9 protein-coding genes are annotated in these 15,408 nt (G+C 64.1%); 2 read left to right on the forward strand and 7 right to left on the reverse strand.

Going from position 1 to position 15,408, the window contains the following annotated elements:
• Positions 1–252 precede the first annotated feature (252 nt).
• Positions 253–684 (forward strand): DUF1841 family protein, encoded by a 432-nt coding sequence (locus tag ABEG21_RS11540; protein WP_347554738.1) that lies wholly within the window; start codon positions 253–255, stop codon positions 682–684.
• Between the two features lie 239 nt (positions 685–923).
• Positions 924–1,877: a transaldolase gene (tal, locus tag ABEG21_RS11545; protein ID WP_347554739.1), complete on the forward strand. Its 954-nt coding sequence runs from the start codon at positions 924–926 to the stop codon at positions 1,875–1,877.
• A gap of 108 nt (positions 1,878–1,985) precedes the next feature.
• Here the strand turns inward: tal and ABEG21_RS11550 are convergent, their stop codons facing one another.
• The 7 genes from ABEG21_RS11550 to nirB all read right to left on the reverse strand — a co-directional run bounded on the left by ABEG21_RS11550 (position 1,986) and on the right by nirB (position 14,887).
• A complete protein-coding gene (locus tag ABEG21_RS11550; RefSeq protein ID WP_347554740.1) occupies positions 1,986–3,536 on the reverse strand; it encodes a sodium:solute symporter in 1,551 nt (516 codons plus the stop codon).
• Positions 3,533–3,775 carry a DUF3311 domain-containing protein gene (locus ABEG21_RS11555; RefSeq protein WP_347554742.1) on the reverse strand — a complete coding sequence of 81 codons (243 nt, stop codon included), beginning with the start codon at positions 3,773–3,775 and terminating at the stop codon, positions 3,533–3,535. Before ABEG21_RS11555 ends, ABEG21_RS11550 begins: the two co-directional genes overlap by 4 nt.
• Before the next feature lie 398 nt (positions 3,776–4,173).
• Positions 4,174–5,157, reverse strand: a complete 984-nt coding sequence (locus ABEG21_RS11560; protein WP_347554743.1) for a spermidine synthase — start codon at positions 5,155–5,157, stop codon at positions 4,174–4,176.
• A gap of 171 nt (positions 5,158–5,328) precedes the next feature.
• Positions 5,329–6,714, reverse strand: coding sequence for an MFS transporter (locus tag ABEG21_RS11565; RefSeq protein WP_347554744.1), 1,386 nt, complete (start codon positions 6,712–6,714; stop codon positions 5,329–5,331).
• A 165-nt stretch (positions 6,715–6,879) separates the two neighbouring features.
• Positions 6,880–11,604, reverse strand: coding sequence for a molybdopterin-dependent oxidoreductase (locus ABEG21_RS11570; protein WP_347554745.1), 4,725 nt, complete (start codon positions 11,602–11,604; stop codon positions 6,880–6,882).
• Positions 11,605–11,698: 94 nt separating this feature from the next.
• A complete protein-coding gene (locus ABEG21_RS11575) occupies positions 11,699–12,151 on the reverse strand; it encodes a nitrite reductase (NAD(P)H) small subunit family protein (RefSeq protein WP_347556750.1) in 453 nt (150 codons plus the stop codon).
• Between the two features lie 54 nt (positions 12,152–12,205).
• Positions 12,206–14,887 (reverse strand): nitrite reductase large subunit NirB, encoded by a 2,682-nt coding sequence (gene nirB / locus ABEG21_RS11580; RefSeq protein WP_347554746.1) that lies wholly within the window; start codon positions 14,885–14,887, stop codon positions 12,206–12,208.
• Positions 14,888–15,408 lie beyond the last annotated feature (521 nt).

The following is a 15,408-nucleotide window of genomic DNA, read 5'->3' on the forward strand; positions in this document are numbered from 1 at the left end:
AGCCCATGTGCGTCAGGTGATGAAGGTCGCCAACCGCAGTAAAACGCTGCCGCGCCTGACGCTGCCGGAACAAATGGCCGCCGCGGCGAAACGGCCCGGCAGCGCGAAAGCAAGCGGCGCCGCGGCAAAGTCGCCGGCGGCCAAAAAAGCGGCTGCGCCGCGCAAGTCGGTCGGCGTGTCTGGCGAGGCCGGTGCAAAGGCACGGCAGATTGCCGCGAAGCGTAAAATACCGGTTTGACCCCGAGCACCCTCATGTTCGATCCCAGCCGAGACGATGTCCGTCGCTTTTTCTGCGAAACCTGGCGCAAGCGCCGCGAGGGCGAGATCCTGACGCCGATGGAAGCCATTGCCGCCGACTGGATCCTCGATCATCCGGAAACCCATCCAACGCTCGAGGACCCTGACGCGGTCGCGCGCGACTACACGCCCGAGCAGGGCAAGACCAACCCCTTCCTGCACCTGTCGCTGCACCTGGCGGTGTCGGAGCAACTGTCGATCGACCAGCCACCGGGCATCCGGGCGGCCTACGACGCCCTGGCCGCCCGGCTGGACGATCCCCATGCCGCGCAGCACGAAATCATCGACTGCCTGGGCGAAACCATTTGGGAAGCGCAGCGCAACCGTACGGAAATGGACGCCGCCGCCTACATCACGCGGATTAGACGCCGCGCGACGCGCCACTGAGCCAGCGGCCCCCGCTTTCTTGCGGCGCGGCCCCGTGCGACGGCTGCCCTGCGTCATGCGCCGGCCTCGGTTGCGGCATACAATAGCGGAAGTGATTTGCGATTCCGGCCCCGGCTGTCGCGCGCGCCTCTGCCGCCCGTGTCTCGCCGCCGCACCGACGATTCGCCCACACCCGTAGAACATCATCCGGTGCGCCCTAGCCCGACGCATCCGTTAGCACCGAACAAGGAGGCCTGAACATGACATCGTTAGACCAGCTCAAGCAATACACCACAGTGGTCGCCGACTCGGGCGATTTCCAGCTCCTCGAACAGTACAAGCCGCAAGACGCCACGACCAACCCGTCGTTGATCCTGAAGTCCGTGCAGAAGGCGGAGTACCGTCCGCTGCTCGAAAAGACCGTCAAGGATCACAAAAACAAACCGCTGCCGGAAATCATCGACGAGTTGATCCTGGCCTTCGGTCAGGAAATCCTCAAGATCATTCCGGGCCGCGTGTCGACCGAAGTCGATGCTCGCCTGTCCTTCGACACCGAAGCGACGATCAAGAAGGCGCATTCGCTGATCGAGTCGTACAAGGGTTACGGCGTGGATCCGAAGCGCGTCCTGATCAAGATCGCGTCGACGTGGGAAGGCATCCGTGCCGCCGAAAAGCTGCAAGCGGCAGGCATTGACTGCAATATGACATTGCTGTTCTCGTTGCCGCAGGCGGTTGCCTGCGCCGAGGCCAAGGCGAAGCTGATCTCGCCGTTCGTCGGCCGGATCTATGACTGGTACAAGAAGAGCGCCGGTGCAAACTGGGACGAAGCGCGCGACGGCGGTGCCAATGACCCGGGCGTGCAATCGGTCAAGAGCATCTACGGGTACTACAAGAAGTTCGGCCATCCGACCGAAGTGATGGGCGCGAGCTTCCGTACCGTTTCGCAAATCACCGAGCTGGCCGGTTGCGACCTGCTGACGATCAGCCCGGATCTGTTGCAGAAGCTGCACGACTCGAACGAGCCGGTGTCACGCAAATTGGATCCGGCAGCGTCGAAGGCGTCCGATATCGCGCGCGTCAATGTCGACGAGTCGTCGTTCCGTTTCGCGTTGAACGACGATGCGATGGCGACGGAAAAGCTGGCCGAAGGGATTCGCCAGTTCGCAGCCGATGCGGTCAAGCTGGAAAAGCTGATCGTCGAATTGCAGAAGTAAGCAGGCTTTCGATCGCCCACTCGTCGCGGTGGGACAGCCCGGGTGATAGCACCCGGGCCCGACACCCCGAGCAAAGGACCTCCGTCCTTCCTCGGGGTTTTTCATGGCTCAATGCTCGGCCATTTCCAGATAGTCTTCCGGACGGGTCCGGTCTTCCGGGCCCTTCAACTTCAGTGCGCGGATGACGATGCTGGCAATGATCGAGACCACCAGATTGACGATCAGGGCCCACACCGCGGCATAGCCCGGCACGTCCATGCCGCCGATATGCAGCACATACATCGTGCCCTTGAAGTGCAGCGAGGCAGCCATCGACGTACCGGTCACGATGCCCGCGAGCCAGCCGAGGATCAGACCGCGGTAATCCAGCAAACGCGTGAACAGACCGAGCGCAATGGACGGCAGCGTCTGGATGATCCAGATCCCGCCGAGCAGTTGCAATTGAATCGCGAACTGCAACGGCAGGAAGACGATGAAGGCCACGGCGCCGAGCTTGACCACCAGCGACACCAGCTTTGCAACATCGGTTTCCTGCTTGCCGGTCATGTTCTTGTTAACGAACACGCGGTGGATATTACGCGTGTACAGATTCGCCGCCGCAATCGACATGATTGCTGCCGGCACCAGGGCACCGATACCGATCGCCGCGAAAGCGACGCCGACGAACCATGACGGGAAGAAGTGCAGGAACAGCGCCGGTACCGCGAAGTTCGGACCATAGACCTTGAAGTACGGCACGAATTCCGGCATGTCCTTGACGCCGGAGGCCAAGGCCATGAAGCCCAGCAGACCCAACAGACCCAACACGATCGAGTAAGCCGGCAGCATCGCCATATTGCGACGGATCGCGCCGCCCGACGATGCGCTCAACAAGGCCGTCACCGAGTGCGGATACAGGAACACCGCAACGGCCGAACCGATCATCAATGTCGAGTACGCGCTATAGCCGTTCAGGCTCGTCGCATCCGGCGCCTTCATGATCAACTTCTCGACAGGCACAGCCGCGAAGATATGACCGAAGCCACCCAACTGTGCCGGGATCACGATGATCGCCGCGGCGATCACGATATAGATCAGCACGTCCTTGACGACGGCGATCATCGCCGGCGCGCGCAGGCCGCTGGTATAGGTATAAGCCGCCAGGATCAGGAAAGCGATCAGCAAGGGCAGTTCACCCACCCAGCCATGGGTCGGCAGACCCAGGCCGCCGATGACGACTTCGATCCCGACCAATTGCAAGGCGATATACGGCATCGTCGCGACGATGCCGGTGACGGCCACCAGCAGTGCCAGCGTCCGGCTGCCGAAGCGCGCATGCACGAAATCGGCGGCGGTGATGTAGCCGTGCTTCTTCGCGACCGCCCACAATTTCGGGAAAACGACGAAGGCGAACGGATAGATCAGCACCGAATACGGAATCGCGAAGAAGCCGGTCGCGCCGGCACCGAACACCAGCGCCGGCACCGCCACGAACGTATAGGCGGTGTACAGATCGCCGCCCAGCAGGAACCACGTGATCAGCGTACCGAAACGGCGACCGCCCAGGCCCCACTCGTCGAGCTGCGCCAGATCGCCCCGACGCCACCGCGCGGCCATGAAGCCGACGATCGTCACGCCGACGAAGAACAGAATAAAGACTGCGGTAGCGACGACGTTCATGCGCCCTCTCCCTTTTGACGCCGGCTCAGGAAATAGCGCTTTGTCTTGAAATACACGAACGCGGTGATGGCCGAGCTCAACACCACCCACAACAGCTGGTACCAATAGAAATACGGAAAGCCCCACAACGTGGGCTCGATCTTGTTATAGAACGGCACCCACATCAAGGCGATATAGGGCACCAGCAAGAGCCACAGCCAGTGCTTGGCTCGTGCATCGGACGGGTCCGGGCGCGACATGGAGTTCTCCAACGGCAAGGACGCGTGGCGGCCATTACGGCGCGGCGGCGTCGAAACCTCAAAGCGGGGTGAAAATGGGCCGGTCGACGAAGGGATCGTCGTACGGGCGCGGGCGCGTGGCCCTGACGGTAGCAGCGCGGATCACCGGCCCGAGCGTGGCGAGACGATCGGGCGATGACGGCGTTGCCACCCGTCAGGGCGCACTTTTGCCGGGGCTCGTGGCCTGGGCGTCGAAGGCGCTAAAACCAGCCAGCCGACACAGGGAAGACACCGGTTCGGTGTCGATCCGGTGCCAGTTGGGCGCGAAACGCCAACCGGTAAGGTGGCGCCCCGCGCGGCGGGGAAACGACGAGGCGGGATGATTTTATGAAGCATCCCTATCGGGAAAGCATTCTAAATCAAATCGTGAAACTTTCGGTGCCCTGACTGCCGCCAACGGCCTCGCGTAATGCCCGAACCCAGGAGATCGCAGGCAAACTCGTGGTTTTTTGCAACAGTTTGCCCCGTTCTTCGAGGAATGACCACGGAAAGGACAAGGGCGGCCCCGAAAAAGCGAGTGCGATCCGATTTCCGTCATGGACGATCGGCAGCGCGATGACGCGCCCGTCGAACGCCGCTTCGAGGTTGCGCATATTGCGCGCAAAACTCGGATGATCGCCGAATAGATTGACGGTCAGCATGCCCGGCGTCGTCAGCGACAGACGGCAGGCACGGTAGAACGCAGCGGAGTCCAGCACCGGACCGCGCGCGGTGGCATCGTACAGGTCCACTTGCAGGACACCGACGCGTCCGCCATTGGCCGCGTCATGCACGTAATCCCACGCATCGGCCTGCACGACAGCCAGTCGCGCATCGTCGTCCGGCAAGCCGAACATGCTACGCGCGGCCACCACCACCGACGCATTCAGTTCGACCGCTTCCACGTGCGACTTCGGCAGGAAGCGATGGCACCACTTCGTCAACGATGCCGAACCCAGGCCAAGTTGCGTGATCTGCGTCGGGGCGTCCAGGAACAGTAGCCAGGCCATCATCTGCTGTGCGTATTCCAGTTCCAGATCGTAGGGCTTGCGCAGCCGCATGGCGCCCTGCACCCACTCGGTCCCGAAATGCAGGAAACGCACGCCGTCCATCTCGGAGAACGTCACAGGGGCGAAGCGCGGCTCGGTGCGCGGCGCCGCCTTGCGCATCGACTGGTCGGCCCGCGCCAGGTCGTCGGGCATCGCTTCCCGCGGCGTGCGTCGCTTGCGCGATGATCGCTCGACGCGCGGCGCGACATCGTCGTCCAGGTCCTGCGCGACGGACGCGCGCGACGCGGCGGTCGCCCGCTTGCCGCGGGAGAAGGCGCGTGCTTCGGCAGACGCGCGTTTGATCAAAGGATTCATGGCGGAACAAAACTCTCGGGCGATTCGGGAAGCCGGTGCGGGGCGCCGATCGCGAGCGGAATGCCGCCGCGTCGACGCCGGCACGGGCCGGCGACCGAGAGGATAGCATCCCGCCTCCACCGCGTCAGGATGGATGACTCCGTCGCGACGCGGCGTGCGCTGGCCCTGCGCTTATTCGGTCGCGTGCATCGGCGTCGCACCGGCGTCATGCGCGCGCAGCGACCAACCCAGCCAGGCCCGACGCAATGCGACGACGGCGACGAACGCAAGGCCCGCGAGCGCCGCGAACGTGGCGAAGCCCATCTGATAGCTGCCCGTGCTTTCTTTCGCGATGCCCATGATCACCGGCAGATAGAAACCGCCGATACCGCCGGCCGCGCCGATGATCCCGGACAGCAAACCGGTGCGACCGGCCCACCGATGCGGCACCAGTTGAAACGTGGCGCCATTGCCCATGCCGAACGCGAGATAGAGCACGATCAGTACCGCGATACCGGCCGGCAGCGCCGGTGTCGTCAAGGCGAACACCATGTCGGCGCCGCAGATCACCGCCAGCAGCACCGTCAGCGCACGCACGCCGGAGACGCGGTCGGCGATCAAACCGCCGATCGGCCGTACCAGCGCCCCGATGGCCGCGAGCAAGGCCATGAAAAGGCCCGCGTCGATCTTCGACAGTTGGTAGAGGTTCGTCAGCAGCAAGGCCACATACGAGGACATGCCGACGAAGCCGCCAAACGTGATGCTGTACACCAGCATGACCACCCAGGTGTCACGCTCGCCCAGCACCGCGCGATAGTGTTTCGGCAATACGGCGATCGCCAGGGCGGCCCCCATGACCGGCAACAGCAGCACGCCGGTCTTGCCAGTGCCGAACACGCCCTCCGAGACCATCAGTACCAGCGCGATCAGTCCCACCACGGTGACGGTGAAGCCGACCAACGCGCGACGTGCACTGCCCGACTTCGCGCCGCTGTCGTTCGCCCAGAAATACAAGGCCAGGGCAGCGATCGCCAGCAACGGCACGGCACCGCCCACAGCCAGCTCCCAACCATAGGCGTTCGCCAGACGCGGGAACAGGAAGCCGTCCAGCACCGCACCGATATTCCCCGCGGCGGCAAGCCCCAGGACCAGGCCCTGCACGCGCGGCGGATAGTTGCTGCCCGCCATCGGCAGTGCCACGGCGAAGCTCGCGCCGCCCACGCCAAGGAACACCCCCAGAACCATCAGGACCGGCACCGATGCCTGAATCCCCATCATGCCCATGATCGGCAGCACGACAACCGGAATCGCCGACAGGGCGACGCCCAGCAAGGCCACACGTTTGCCGGGCGCACTCTGATAGAGATTGCCCAGCGTCACCCGCAGGATGGCCGCCGCCAATACCGGCACGGCCACCAGAAAGCCTTGCTGCGATGGAGACATCGCAATGCTCTTGCCGATGAACGGCGCCAGCGGACCATACAACACCCATACCGTAAAGCCGGTATCGAAGTACAGGAAGCAGGCCAGCAGGGCCCGCCAGTCACCGGACCGCAAAGATGCTAGGACATTCTTCATCGCCGTTTCTCTAAATAGATAAATGTCTTGAAAACCCCGCCGCGAGCGCCTGGGACGCGATACATCGCTTACCGCGCGTATGCCCGCCCCGACTTCGCCGCTACGCAATACCGCCATGCAATACCGCCGCGCACGCCACACCACCCTCACCCGCTTGCTTACTCGTCAATACACATCCCGCAAATACCGCTTGTCGCGCATCATGTCGCGCAGATATGCGCTCGCTTGCGCCTCGTCCATCCCGCCGTGTCGCGCGACGACATCCCGCAGTGCCATATCGACATCCTTGGCCATGCGGCTCGCGTCGCCACAGACATAGAACACCGCGCCGTCGCGGAGCCAGGACCATAGCTGTGCACCCTGCTCACGCAAACGGTCCTGCACATAGCATTTATGTGATTGATCGCGCGAAAACGCCGTATCGAGTCGCGTCAGCAGTCCGTCACGCTGCCAACCAAGCAGCTCGTCGCGATAGTAGTAATCGGTGTCGGCATTGCGTTCGCCGAAGAAGAGCCAATTGCGCCCCGTATGGCCACGGGCTTGTCGTTCCTGCAGGAAGCCGCGAAACGGTGCGATCCCGGTGCCGGGGCCGACCATGATCATCGGCGTCGTGGCATCACGGGGCGCGCGAAAATGCGGCGACGACTGTACGAAGACCGGAACCACCGCATCCGCTGCACGATCGGCGAGAAATGTCGACGACACGCCCTTACGCCAACGCACGCCAGAGGACACGCCCTCGATGCCGCCGGCCCGGCGATGCATCGCCTCCTCGGCGTTATCGGTCGCGTCACGATCGGCGCCATCGGCACGCCGCGCTTGCGTGAACGCGGTCGCATGCAGATGGCCGCCACCATCGAAGATCACCTGTTCGTCGCGAACCGGGCGCATGCCGTTGGGCTGACTCAGATAGCGAACCGTGCCGACCGTGAGGTGAATTTCATCCGGATGCGTGAGCGGGCTCGAGGCGATCGAATACAGCCGCGGCTGCAGCCGTTTCAGGACGGTCGCGAGCGCTAACGCATCGAGCCGTACCGGAAAGGCATCGAGCACATCCGCCAGTTGGCGCCCCCAGAGCCAGGCCTGCAATTCGGTCTTGCGATCGGGCGCGAGCAAGCTGCGCAGCGCGCCGCGCCCCGGCTCGGACGTATGCTCGGCAATCCGTTCCAGCAAGGCGGCATGCGGCCGACCGATCTCGAAATAGTGCAGCAGGCCGTCGGCCAATCGCACGGCGGTCGGCATGTCATGGCCGAACATCGGCGACGGGCCCGTCAACGGCACCATCGCATCCGGGTCGGCACCGGTCAGCGCCAGGATTTCGTCCACCAGCGCCGGACAATTGGTCGGCCAGATGCCCAAGGCGTCGCCCGCCTCGTATTGCAGCCCCGTGCCTTTGATCGAGAGTGCGATACGCCGCGTGTCCTTTGTGGCGCCCTCGCCGTTCAGGCGAATATTCGCGATCACCGAGACTCTCGCCGGACGCATCTTGCTCGGCACCGCCGAGGCGATGCCGACCGATGCGGCAGCGCTGCCGCCCCGCGCCTGTCCGGGCGCTGCATCGTTCGTCGCACGCGTAGCGATCGGCGCGGTCGGGAGTGCGTTTACGTTTCCGTTTGCGCTCGTCATTGCGCCGGGCATCGGCGTCGTGCCGGCCATCGTGTTAGCCGTCGCAGCGGAGGCATTCGCACCGCTTCCCGCATGGTCGCGCTTGATCGCGACGATCACTTGATCCAGCCACTGGTCCGCCAACGTCAGGTCGTCGGATTCACATTCGACGCGTGCATGCAGACGACGACCGCCCAATGCGTCGAAGCGTGCATCGAGCCGCGCGCCATGGCCGCAAAACTGGTCGTAATGCCGATCGCCGAAGGCCAGCACCGCGAAGCCCGTCTGCGCGAAACTGTCCGATGGCATCTCGGTCAAGCCGTCCCAGAAAGCGCGTCCGTTATCGGGTGCCTCCCCGTCGCCGAAGGTGCTGCTCATCAGCAGCAAATAGCGTCCCGCCTCGCCCTGGGCGGCATGGATCGCCGCAGCGCCCGTCGCCGTCGCGGCAAACGCCGACGGCACGACATCGCTCATGCAGGCAGTGCGTATTTCGCAACCGGCCCCCATCAGGCGCATCGCGAACGGTTCGACGAGACCTTCCACCGTGCCGGTCTGCGATGCCCACAGCAACGTCACTTTCGGCCGCGGTTTGGCACCCGATACGTTGCTTACGCCACCGCTTGGCGGTGCCGCTATCGCCGCAGACGCGCCCTCGGCGCCGCGCATCCACGTGTCGAGGCCGCCCGCGAGCATGCCGTCGATCCAGGCGCGATGCAGAGGGTCGAACGGTGCATTCGACGGCAACGTCGGCGGCGGCGTTCCGCCTTCCCGCGCCACGGCGCCGGATGCCGCCTGCCGCGCTTCCGACAAGGCACGCCGCGCATCGAGGCCGTGCAAAAAGCCGGCGAGATAACGCTGTTCGATCTCGTTCAAAGCCGGCGGCGGGCTGGCAGCCAACACCGATGTCAATCCGCACGCGGCAGCCAAGGCGGTCACGCCGGGCTTCGGTGCATGCATGTCCGCCAATGCCATGCCTTCCACGAGGATCTTCTCCCACGACGACGATGCCGCCGCTGTGGTCGCCGCTACTGCAGGCGTTTCCACCCGCGCCGGTTCGGGTTTGTCCATTCGGGTCAGGGTCACCGCGCTGTATTTCATTTCCGGTTGCAACGAGACCGGATCGACCGCGTCCTGCGTCACCGTGTTGATGCACAGCGCATCGCCGAATACATCGTTCCAGTGAATCGGCGCAAAACACTCGCCTGGCGCCACGCGGTCCGTAACGATGGCGGGTAACACCGCACGGCCGCGGCGGGACCGAATTTCGACGGGATCGTCGTTGACGATGCCGGCCGCGAGTGCATCGTCCGGATGCACTTCGACAAAGGGCGCGCCGTTCAGCTTGTTCAAGGTCGCGATCTTTCCCGTCTTCGTCATCGTGTGCCACTGATGCTGCACGCGGCCGGTGTTCAACACGACGCCATACACGCTATCGAGATGCTCGGCCGGCGCGCGATAGGAACGCGCATGAAAGCGCGCCTTGCCGTTCGGCGTCGGGAACACCAAGGCGGGACGCATGCCATCCTCGCCGACGCGCAGCGCTTGGCTGAGGCCATCGTTCAGGTAACGAATCGGATTGCGTCCCTGCTCGGCCGTCGGCGGGCAAGGCCATTGCAACGGCCCGTCCTCCAGGCGGGCGTGGCTCGCGCCGCGCAGGTCATAGCCGGTGTCCGGATTCGTGCTGCGACGAATCTCCTCGAACACGGCGGCCGCATCGGCATAGTCGAAGGCGTCGCCATAGCCCATCGCCCGCGCGACGGCCGCGATAATGCGCCAATCGGCCTGTGCGTCGCCCGGTGCCGGCACCGCTTGCGGCGTCAGCGTCAGCGTGCGTTCGGAGTTGATCATCACCCCTTCGCCTTCCGCCCACAACGCACCGGGCAGCAGCACATCGGCGTAATGATTCGTCTCGGTATCCATGAAGGCGTCCTGCGTGATCACGCATTCCGCGCGACGCAAGCCGTCGATCACCGTCTGCCGATTCGGCACCGACGCCACCGGGTTCGTGCAGATGATCCAGATCGCCTTGATCTCGCCGGTCGCCATCCGTTCGAACAGATCGATGGTGCCGCCCGCCGGCGGCAACGATGACGACGGCAGCGCCTTCAGGCTATCCGGCGGCAGCCCCCAGAGGTCCTCGACGAAGGCGCGATCGCGCGGGTCCTGCAATACCCGTTGCCCCGGCAGGCCCGGGCCCATATACCCCATCTCGCGGCCGCCCATCGCATTGGGCTGGCCCGTCAGGGAAAACGGCCCGCTACCGCGCCGGCAGATCTTCCCTGTCGCGAGGTGCAGATTGCAGAGCGCCGTCGTGTGATCGGCGCCATGCGTGCTCTGGTTCAAGCCCATCGTCCAGAAGCTGCTCCACTCTCCTGCCTCGCCGATCCATTGCGCCGCCGTGCGGAGATCCGCCTCGGCAATACCAGTGACCTGCGATACATGACGCGGCGTGTAGTCGTCGAGGAGCGCCGACATCGCATCCCAACCTTCCGTATGGGCCGCGATAAAGGCCGGGTCCGTCTGACCGTTTTGTCGGAGCAGATGCAACAGGCCGTTGAGCAAGGCAAGGTCGGTGCCGGGACGAATCCGCAAATACAAGCTGGCTTTATCGGCCGTACTCGTGCGCCGCGGATCGACGACGATCAGCTTGGCACCGGCTTTCACGCGATCCATCATCCGCAGGAACAGGATGGGATGGCAATCGGCCATGTTGGCGCCCGTCACCAGGAACACATCGGCATGATCGATGTCGTCATAGGACCCCGGCGGCCCGTCAGCGCCCAACGATTGCTTGTAGCCGCTGGCCGCGCTCGCCATGCACAACCGCGAGTTCGCCTCCACATGCGGCGTACGGATAAAGCCTTTCGCCAGCTTGGTCGCCAGGTATTGCGCCTCGATCGACATCTGCCCCGACAGATAGAATGCCACCGCGCCCGGGCCGTCACGATCGACGATGGCGCGCAGTCGGCGTGCCGTCTCCGCAATCGCGCGCGGCATCGGCATCGGCGCCGGGTCGGCGTTACGGGCATGCCGCACATAGGCCTGCGCGAGACGGCCCGAATCGCCGATCGCCTGATGCGCGGTTTGCCCCTTCGTGCAAAGCCGGCCGCGGTTCGTCGGATGGGCGGCATCGCCGGTGATTCGAACGATGCGTTCCTGCTTCACATGCATGACGATGCCGCATCCCACCCCGCAATACGGGCAGGCACCGCGCACCTGGCGCGGACTGTCCGAAAGGTCTGCGGCATCCTGTGTGGATACCGTCGATGCTATCGAGGCCTTCATCGAATCGTTCATCGGACTTTGCAGAGGAGGAGGGACGAAAGCGTGTATGCCGGGCCGTCACCGCGAGATGACGGCCGCCACACGCGAAGTCGGATCAAGCAGCCAGCCAGACCGCACCGTCTTTCAGCGCAACGCGATAGGCGCGCACCGCATGCGCGGGCGACTCGATACACTCGCCCGTGCGGAGATCGAAATGTTGCTTGTACAGCGGCGAGGCGACGACGATCCGCGCACCCAGGCTGCCTGTCACGCCGCGCGACAGCACCGCGGCGCCGGAGTGCGGGTCGACGTTGCCGATCGCAAACAGCGCTTCCTGGCTGCCCGATGTCGACGTGCCGATTACCGCTTCTTGTGAACCGAGGGCCAACGCGCCCTCCGGCACGGTCACGCGGAATACGGCAACCTGCGCCTGGCCGAGCAAGGCGCATACGCCCGTGTCGGGCACGATGTCGTCGAGGCGGCACACGCGCTGCCAGGTCGCATCGATATGCAGTCCGGCCAGATCGGGGGATTGCAGTGCGCTCGGGAGCGGCGCTGTTTCAGTCATTTGCATCGGATACTCCTGGATCGATCGAAGCGACACCGTCGCGGTTCGCCAACATCACATTCCGTCGCCCACCAAGGCGTTATCGCTTGGTTCCTCGTCCTGCACGGCCGTCGGATGGGCCGCCCGCTCCGCCTCGTTGGCGGGACGAATCTGACCGCGCTCCTCGACGAACAGCACCCGGTCGTCCGCGGCATCGCTGTTGACGAAGTGCCGGAAGCGCTTGCGCGTCTCCGGATCCGTGACGGCCTTGCGCCATTCGCATTCGTAGGTATCGACGACGTGCGCCATCTGCGCTTCCAGCTCCGCACCGATGCCCAGCGAATCGTTGACGACCACGTCGACCAGATAAGGCAATCCGCCTTCGAGGTTGTCGCGCCAGACACTGGTGCGTTGCAAGCGGTCGCCGGTTTTCACATAGAACATCAACACGCGATCGATATAGCGGATCAAGGTCTCTTTATCGAGATCGGATGCGAGCAGTTCCGCGTGGCGCGGCTTCATGCCGCCATTGCCGCAGACATAGAGATTCCAGCCACGCTCGGTGGCGATCACGCCGATATCCTTGCCCTGCGCCTCGGCGCACTCCCGCGTGCAGCCCGAAACGCCGAACTTGATCTTGTGCGGCGCGCGCAGTCCCTTGTAGCGATTCTCCAACTCGATCGCGAGACCGACCGAATCGCCCACGCCGAAACGGCACCATGTCGACCCAACGCAGGACTTCACCGTCCGCAACGACTTGCCGTAGGCATGACCGGATTCGAATCCGGCAGCGATCAACTCCTCCCAGATCAACGGCAACTGTTCGACGCGCGCGCCGAAGAGATCGACCCGCTGCCCCCCGGTGATCTTCGTATAGAGGCCATAACGCTTGGCCACCTGCCCCACCGCGATCAAGCCATCGGGCGTGACTTCGCCGCCCGCCATCCGCGGCACGACCGAATACGTGCCGTCGCGCTGGATGTTGGCAAGGTAGTAATCGTTGGAGTCCTGCAGCGGCGCATGGTCGCGTTGCAGCACGAAGTCGTTCCAGCAGGAGGCAAAGATGCTTGCCGCCGTCGGCTTGCAGATATCGCAGCCAAGGCCCTTGCCGTGCCGCGCCAGCAGCGTACTGAAGGTACGAATCCCTTCCACGCGGACGATGTGATACAGCTGCTGCCGCGAGAACGGAAAATGCTCGCAGAGATGATTGTTCACTTCCAGGCCGAGCCGCTTCATTTCGGCTTTCATCACCTGCGTCGTCAGCGGCACGCAGCCGCCGCAGGTCGTCCCGGCTTTGCACGCCGATTTCACCGCGCCGATCGACGTCGCGCCAGCGCGCACGGCGGCGCAGATCGCGCCCTTCGATACGTCGTTACACGAACACACCTGCGCGCTGTCGGGCAAGGCATCCACGCCGATGCCGGCCACTGCGGGCGCACCGTCGGCGGTCGGCAGAATCAGCCATTCCGGGGCCTCCGGCAGTGCGATCCGATTCAACATCATCTGCAGCAAGGTGCCGTATTCGGCGGTGTCGCCGACGAGAATGGCCCCTTCCAGAAAGCGTCCGCATGCCGAGACGACGATCTTCTTGTACACCTCGCGACGCTCGTCGCTATATTGATAACTGCGCGCGCCCGGCGTCGCCGCCTGGGCGTCGCCGATGCTCGCGACATCGACACCGAGCAACTTCAACTTCGTGCTCATGTCGGCACCGGTGAATGCCATCATCTGCGTGGCATCCAGATGGGAGGCGTCGTCGACCTCGGCGGCCAGCGCGTGCAGATGCGCCGCCGCGACACGGGCCATTTGATAGCCCGGTGCGACGAGGCCATAGACGCGGTCCTGCCATGCCGCGCACTCGCCGACGGCATAGATATCCGCATCGCTGGTACGACATTGGTCATCGATCGCCACGCCGCCGCGCGCACCCATTTTCAAGCCGGCCTGACGGCCGAGTTCGTCGCGCGGACGAATGCCCGCGGAGAACACGATCATGTCCGTATCGAGCGCGCTGCCATCGGCGAACATCATGCGCCGACGCGGCGTGCCATCGCCACCGCCGGACGTCGCATCCATCCCGTCCGATACGTCTAGCGCATCGATCGATTGCGTTTGCTTGCCGGTATGCACGGTCACGCCCAGCGCTTCGATCTTGCTGCGCAGCATCCGTGCACCGGCCTCGTCGAGTTGCGCCGCCATCAAGCGCGGCGCGAATTCCACGACATGCGTCTGCAGCCCCATGTCACGCAACGCTTTCGCGCACTCCAGACCGAGGAGCCCCCCGCCGATTACGACGCCCACGCGGGAGCGCGCCCCGCAAGCCTGCATCGCTTCGAGGTCGTCGATCGTTCGGTAAACGAAGCAATCGCCGGCGTCCTTGCCCGGGATCGGCGGCACGAAGGGGTAGGAGCCCGTCGCCAGGACCAGCTTGTCGTAGGGAAGCGCCGTGCCGTCGACGAGGTACACCGTATGCGACGCGGCATCGACACGCGCAACGCGGGCGTTCAAGCGCAGCGACGTCGTACCGGTAGGATGATCGGCATCGTAATAGCCCGGCGCCACCAGCGACAAGCCGTCGGCCGTCGTACCGGTGAAGAAGGACGACAGTTGCACGCGATCGTAGGCGGCACGCGACTCCTCGCCGAGCACGGTGACCTGCAGCGGTCCCTTTGCACGCGGGCCCTGATGCTCGGCGGCCATCAAGGCTTCGACGAACTTGTGGCCAACCATGCCATTCCCGATGACGATGATCCTCATTGCTGGGCCGCTCCTATTCCTGGTGCTCGAAAAAACGCAAAAACAAAAAAGGCGTCCCAGGGACCGCGCAAGCAAGCTTGCGGGTTCCATGGGACGCCTTTGTCCGATAGACGCGTAATGCGTCTGACTGTCTTCGTAATCTGTCTTTACCGATGCAATCGCTGCATCGGCAGAGAATGTCCTTCGCGTGATCGCCGTTGATCCGCGATACCCCCTATGCATAGGGTGTGCCAGCGAACGAAACTTTCTCCAATCGACACCGAGGAGCCCAGGCAGTACAAGGCGTGCGGGGGTATGAGCCGGGTCGTGGCATCGCGCCGAACGCGCGAACGACGGGATTCTCGCGCAAGGCTGTCGGCCCTGTTTCGATGCACGGACGCACTTCGATAGTGCAGGCGTCATGTCGATGCACCGTAATGCATCGACTCCGAAGGACGTGTCTCATCGGACAAGGCCGTACTGTCGTGGCGCGTCGCTTGGCCTGGGTCTTGCATCATGTGTTTTCGAAATCGCAGGCATCG

Origin of the sequence: Robbsia sp. KACC 23696 (assembly GCF_039852015.1) — a bacterium.
GTDB lineage: Bacteria > Pseudomonadota > Gammaproteobacteria > Burkholderiales > Burkholderiaceae > Robbsia.

Bases quoted from the DNA above. Each gene is read 5' to 3' on its own strand.
- ABEG21_RS11540 (WP_347554738.1), top strand. From the start codon at position 253: ATGTTCGATCCCAGCCGAGACGATGTCCGTCGCTTTTTCTGCGAAACC.
- ABEG21_RS11575 (WP_347556750.1), bottom strand. From the start codon at position 12,151: ATGACTGAAACAGCGCCGCTCCCGAGCGCACTGCAATCCCCCGATCTG.
- nirB (WP_347554746.1), bottom strand. From the start codon at position 14,887: ATGAGGATCATCGTCATCGGGAATGGCATGGTTGGCCACAAGTTCGTC.
- ABEG21_RS11560 (WP_347554743.1), bottom strand. From the start codon at position 5,157: ATGAATCCTTTGATCAAACGCGCGTCTGCCGAAGCACGCGCCTTCTCC.
- ABEG21_RS11550 (WP_347554740.1), bottom strand. From the start codon at position 3,536: ATGAACGTCGTCGCTACCGCAGTCTTTATTCTGTTCTTCGTCGGCGTG.
- tal (WP_347554739.1), top strand. From the start codon at position 924: ATGACATCGTTAGACCAGCTCAAGCAATACACCACAGTGGTCGCCGAC.
- ABEG21_RS11555 (WP_347554742.1), bottom strand. From the start codon at position 3,775: ATGTCGCGCCCGGACCCGTCCGATGCACGAGCCAAGCACTGGCTGTGG.
- ABEG21_RS11570 (WP_347554745.1), bottom strand. From the start codon at position 11,604: ATGAAGGCCTCGATAGCATCGACGGTATCCACACAGGATGCCGCAGAC.
- ABEG21_RS11565 (WP_347554744.1), bottom strand. From the start codon at position 6,714: ATGAAGAATGTCCTAGCATCTTTGCGGTCCGGTGACTGGCGGGCCCTG.